This window comes from Mesorhizobium sp. M4B.F.Ca.ET.214.01.1.1 (assembly GCF_004791545.1).
Classification (GTDB): domain Bacteria; phylum Pseudomonadota; class Alphaproteobacteria; order Rhizobiales; family Rhizobiaceae; genus Mesorhizobium; species Mesorhizobium abyssinicae.
On the sequence record NZ_SRUX01000279.1, the window covers coordinates 1 to 285 of the forward strand.

Sequence of the window (285 nt, forward strand, 5' to 3'; positions counted from 1 at the left end):
TCCTCGTTGAGCGGCGCGCCGCCGACCAGCACGACATAGTCGTCGCGGATGCCCTTTTCCTTCATCGTGTCGATGACGACCTTCATGTAGGGCATGGTGGTGGTGAGCAGCGCCGACATGCCGATGATGTCGGGCTGGTGCTGCTCGATCGCCTCCAGATACTTCTCGACCGCATTGTTGATGCCGAGGTCGATGACGTCGAAGCCCGCGCCCTCCATCATCATGCCGACCAGATTCTTGCCGATGTCGTGGATGTCGCCCTTGACGGTGCCGATCACCATCTTG

1 protein-coding gene is annotated in these 285 nt (G+C 60.4%); it reads right to left on the minus strand.

What is annotated here, in order from left to right; genetic code table 11:
* A partial coding sequence (locus EN857_RS34250) for a cobalamin-dependent protein (RefSeq protein ID WP_189522852.1) occupies window positions 1–285 on the minus strand: 285 nt, incomplete at both ends.